We start from the raw sequence: 3,967 nt of genomic DNA on the forward strand, positions 1-3,967 counted from the left end.
CGGCGGCCCGCTGCGGGGAGGTGGTGCGCGCCCGGATCGCGGCGAGCCGGTCGGTCGGCTCGACGTCCGCGACGGCGTCGCGGAGCAGCTCGGAGAGGCGGTCGTCGATGGTCACAGCTCCTCCTCGAGGAGAGCTCGGAGGGTGGCGGCGCCGCGCGACGCGTGGCTCTTGACCGCGCCGCGGCTGATGCCGAGGGTCTCGGCGATCTCGGCCTCGGACAGATCGAGGTAGTAGCGCAGCGCGAGCACCTCGCGCTGCCGCTGGGGCAGGTCTCGCAGGGCGGCGAGCACGGCGGCGCGCTGGTCCGCGGCCGGTGTCGGGTCGGGCGCGTCGAGGATCCGCTGGGCCGCCGCGTGCCGGTCGACGACGCCGCGGTGCCGCAGCGCCGAGCGGGACCGGTTCACGACCGCCTGGCGCAGGTAGGCCAGGGCCTTGTCCGGGTCGCGCAGCCGGCGCCAGTGGTCGTGGACGGCCACGAACGCGTCCTGCACGATCTCCTCGGCGAGGCCCTGGTCGTGCACGAGCAGCACGGAGAGCCGGACGAGCCGACGCCAGTGCGCGGCGTACAGCTGTTCCAGCGCCTCGTCCGCGGTCCACGCGGGCCGGTCCGTCACCATGGTCACGCTAGTGGGACGCCTCAGCGGGGGTCCCGGTTTACCCTCGACCCACCGATGTCGGCTACGCGGGAGGAACCAGTGGAGGACTGCCTGTTCTGCAAGATCGTCGCGGGGGAGATCCCGGGCGAGATCGTGCACGTCACCGAGCGCACGGTCGCCTTCCGCGACGTCAACCCGCAGGCGCCGACCCACGTGCTGGTCGTGCCCAAGGCGCACCACGCGAACGCCGCCGACCTCGCGGCCGCCGACCCGCAGACGTCGGCGGAGCTCCTCACGACCGCGGCCGCGGTCGCCGCCGCGGAGGGGCACAGCGACTACCGCCTGGTGTTCAACACCGGCCCGGGCGTCGGCCAGACCGTGTTCCACACCCACCTGCACCTGCTCGCGGGCCGGCCGATGACCTGGCCGCCCGGATGAGGAGGTCCGGATGAGGAGGTCCGGATGAGACGGCGGGCCCTCGCGGCGGTCGTCGCGGTCCTCGGCCTGCTGCTCGCGGCCTGCACCGACGGCGACGCCGATCGCCGCACCGGGTCGCCCACCGACCTGCTCCAGCCGCCGGACCCGCCCGAGGCGGTGGGCGAGCAGCTGGCCGGCGTACCGCCCGGCAAGCAGCTGCCGCTGCGCCCCGGTGAGCACCGGATGACGCTCACGATGCCCGCGGCGTACACGCCGTCGGCCCCGACCGGCGTCGGGACCGACGACTACCGCTGCTTCCTGCTCGACCCCGGCCTCGACCGCGACGTGTGGCTCACCGGCAGCGACGTGCGGCCGGGCAACCCGCGGGTCGTGCACCACGTGATCCTGTTCCGGGTCCCGCCCGACCAGGTCGCCGAGGCCGAGCGCCTCGACGCGGGCCAGGACGGCGAGGGCTGGACCTGCTTCGGCGGCAGCGGCATCTCCGGCGACTTCACCAACATCGACGACGCCTCGTGGCTGGCCGCGTGGGCGCCGGGCGGGGACGAGACCAAGGTGCGAGACGGGTACGGCGTCCGCCTCGACGCGGGATCGCGCATCGTCATGCAGGTCCACTACAACCTGCTCCAGGGGGCCGCCCCCGACACGTCCAGCACGCTGCTGCGCTGGATGGACGGCCGTCGCGACCTGACCGCGCTGCACACCTACCTGACCCCTGCGCCGGTCGAGATGCCGTGCCGTCCCGCCCACGACGACTCGCCGCTGTGCGACCGCGACGCCGCGGTCGCCGACGTGCTCGCGCGCTTCGGCGGCGCCGGCAACACCAACAACCTGCTGCACCTGCTCTGCGGCACCGCGGCCGAGCCGTCGGCCACCACGTCGTGCACCCGCACGATCGGCCGGCCGATGACGGTGCTGGGCGTCGCCGGCCACATGCACCTGCTCGGCCGCTCGCTGCGCCTCGAGGTCGACCCCGACACCCCGGACGCACGCACGCTCCTCGACATCCCGGTCTGGAACTTCGACGACCAGCAGGTCCGGCCGGTCCGCCCGGTGCACCTCGAGCCCGGCGACACGGTCCGGATCACCTGCCGCCACGTGCAGTGGCTGCGCGACGTGCTGCCCGCGTTCGAGGACAGCCGCGAGGACCGCTACGTGATCTGGGCCGAGGGATCCACCGACGAGATGTGCCTGGGCATGCTGCAGGTCGCCTTCGAGGACTGACCGCTCACCACGCGTAGAGCACGCGCAGCACCGCGAGGACGACCGGCAGCCCGAACACCACGAGCAGCGCCCAGGCCGTGACCCGGTGGCCGAGCTTGGCCGAGTCGAGACGGCCCGCGAAGTCGAGGATCGCGCCGTCGGGCACGTCGTGGGTCAGCCCCATCCGGCGGGCGTCGGGTGGCAGGTGCTGACCGGCGAACCAGTACGGCGGCGCCGGGCGGTCCGGGTCGTCGTCGTGACCCCAGTCCTCGGCGTACGGGTCCTCGCCGTCCGCACCGTCGGCCCGCATGCGGTCACGGTACCCGCAACTCGCTGGGCCGGTGCGCGCCCAGCCCGTACCATGGAGAGGCTCGATCGCCTATCGGAGAGGGTGCCCCACTCGGGCTTCCATGACTGACAGCAACTATCAGGGAGACCGTCCCGCGACCGCCACCCGGCACACCGTCGTGGTCCCCAACAGCATCAACATGGTCAGCGTGCTCGGGCCGGGCGACGAGTTCCTCGGCATCATCGAAGGTGCCTTCGACGCCGACATCCACGTGCGCGGCAACCGCGTGGCCCTCTACGGGGAGCCCGGCGAGGTCGCGCTCGCCGAGCGGCTCATCGACGAGCTGGTCGCGATCATCCGCACCGGGCAGGGGGTCACCTCCGAGACCGTCGAGCGCGTGATCTCGATGCTGCGCACCGAGACCAGCGAGCGGCCTGCCGACGTGCTCAGCCTCAACATCCTCAGCAACCGCGGCCGCTCGATCCGGCCCAAGACGCTGAACCAGAAGCGCTACGTCGACTCGATCGACAAGCACACGATCACGTTCGGCATCGGTCCCGCCGGCACCGGCAAGACCTACCTCGCCGTCGCCAAGGCGGTCCAGGCGCTGCAGTCGAAGAACGTCAACCGGATCATCCTGAGCCGGCCCGCGGTCGAGGCGGGGGAGAAGCTGGGCTTCCTGCCCGGCACCCTCACCGAGAAGATCGACCCCTACCTCCGGCCGCTGTACGACGCGCTGCACGACATGATCGACCCCGACTCCATCCCGAAGCTGCTCGCCGCCGGAACCATCGAGGTCGCCCCCCTGGCGTTCATGCGCGGCCGGTCGCTGAACGACTCCTACATCATCCTCGACGAGGCCCAGAACACCTCTCCCGAGCAGATGAAGATGTTCCTCACCCGGCTCGGTTTCGGCTCGAAGATCGTGGTCACCGGCGACGTCACCCAGATCGACCTGCCCGGCGGCACCCGGTCCGGGCTCAAGGTGGTCGAGGACATCCTCGAGGGCGTCGAGGACGTCTGCTTCAACCGGCTGACCAGCCACGACGTCGTCCGGCACCGTCTGGTCGGGAGGATCGTCGCGGCCTACGACGACTTCGACGCACGCAACGACTTCTCCGGGCAGAAGGCCGGCAAGCCCGGTAGCCGTTCATGAGCATCGAGGTACTCGACGAGTCCGGCCGCGACCTCGACGTACGACACCTGGCGTCGCTGAGCCGGTTCGTGCTGGACAAGATGCGGGTGCACCCGCTGGCCGAGCTGTGCATCAAGGCCGTCGACGAGGCCACCATGGCCGGCCTCAACGAGCGGTGGATGGAGAAGGAGGGGCCGACCGACGTGCTCGCCTTCCCCATGGACGAGCTGCGCCCCGGGCTGGTCAACGAGGAGCCGGAGGAGGGGATCCTGGGCGACATCATGCTCTGCCCGGCGATCGCCGAGCGG

6 protein-coding genes are annotated in these 3,967 nt (G+C 71.9%); 4 read left to right on the forward strand and 2 right to left on the reverse strand.

All coding sequences use genetic code 11. The annotated features are described in order from the left end of the window. Positions 1-111: 111 nt before the first annotated feature. Positions 112-618 (reverse strand): SigE family RNA polymerase sigma factor, encoded by a 507-nt coding sequence (locus VGD85_RS19260; RefSeq protein WP_331065051.1) that lies wholly within the window; start codon positions 616-618, stop codon positions 112-114. Between the two features lie 78 nt (positions 619-696). On the opposite strand from VGD85_RS19260, the gene VGD85_RS19265 reads away from it, so the two are divergent. Both VGD85_RS19265 and VGD85_RS19270 read left to right on the forward strand, forming a co-directional pair. Next, on the forward strand, positions 697-1,035 hold the full coding sequence (locus VGD85_RS19265) for an HIT domain-containing protein (protein WP_331065046.1): 339 nt from the start codon (positions 697-699) through the stop codon (positions 1,033-1,035). A gap of 24 nt (positions 1,036-1,059) precedes the next feature. After that, positions 1,060-2,256, forward strand: coding sequence for a hypothetical protein (locus VGD85_RS19270; protein WP_331065047.1), 1,197 nt, complete (start codon positions 1,060-1,062; stop codon positions 2,254-2,256). Between the two features lie 4 nt (positions 2,257-2,260). On the opposite strand, the gene VGD85_RS19275 is transcribed toward VGD85_RS19270, so the two are convergent. Then, positions 2,261-2,545, reverse strand: a complete 285-nt coding sequence (locus VGD85_RS19275; protein ID WP_331065048.1) for a hypothetical protein — start codon at positions 2,543-2,545, stop codon at positions 2,261-2,263. Positions 2,546-2,645: 100 nt separating this feature from the next. Between VGD85_RS19275 and VGD85_RS19280 the strand changes: the two genes are divergently transcribed. Next, the gene (locus tag VGD85_RS19280) at positions 2,646-3,680 is read left to right on the forward strand and encodes a PhoH family protein (protein ID WP_331065049.1); all 1,035 of its coding nucleotides are present in this window, start codon (positions 2,646-2,648) and stop codon (positions 3,678-3,680) included. Further along, the coding region (gene ybeY, locus VGD85_RS19285) for an rRNA maturation RNase YbeY (RefSeq protein WP_331065050.1) at positions 3,677-3,967 on the forward strand (291 nt) is incomplete at its 3' end. The genes VGD85_RS19280 and ybeY, both read left to right, overlap by 4 nt.

It is taken from the genome of Nocardioides sp. (assembly GCF_036401255.1).
Lineage (GTDB): Bacteria > Actinomycetota > Actinomycetes > Propionibacteriales > Nocardioidaceae > Nocardioides.

Excerpts from the sequence above, each read along its gene's own strand:
- VGD85_RS19260 (WP_331065051.1), bottom strand. The coding sequence starts at position 618 with ATGGTGACGGACCGGCCCGCGTGGACCGCGGACGAGGCGCTGGAACAG.
- VGD85_RS19270 (WP_331065047.1), top strand. The coding sequence starts at position 1,060 with ATGAGACGGCGGGCCCTCGCGGCGGTCGTCGCGGTCCTCGGCCTGCTG.
- VGD85_RS19275 (WP_331065048.1), bottom strand. The coding sequence starts at position 2,545 with ATGCGGGCCGACGGTGCGGACGGCGAGGACCCGTACGCCGAGGACTGG.
- VGD85_RS19280 (WP_331065049.1), top strand. The coding sequence starts at position 2,646 with ATGACTGACAGCAACTATCAGGGAGACCGTCCCGCGACCGCCACCCGG.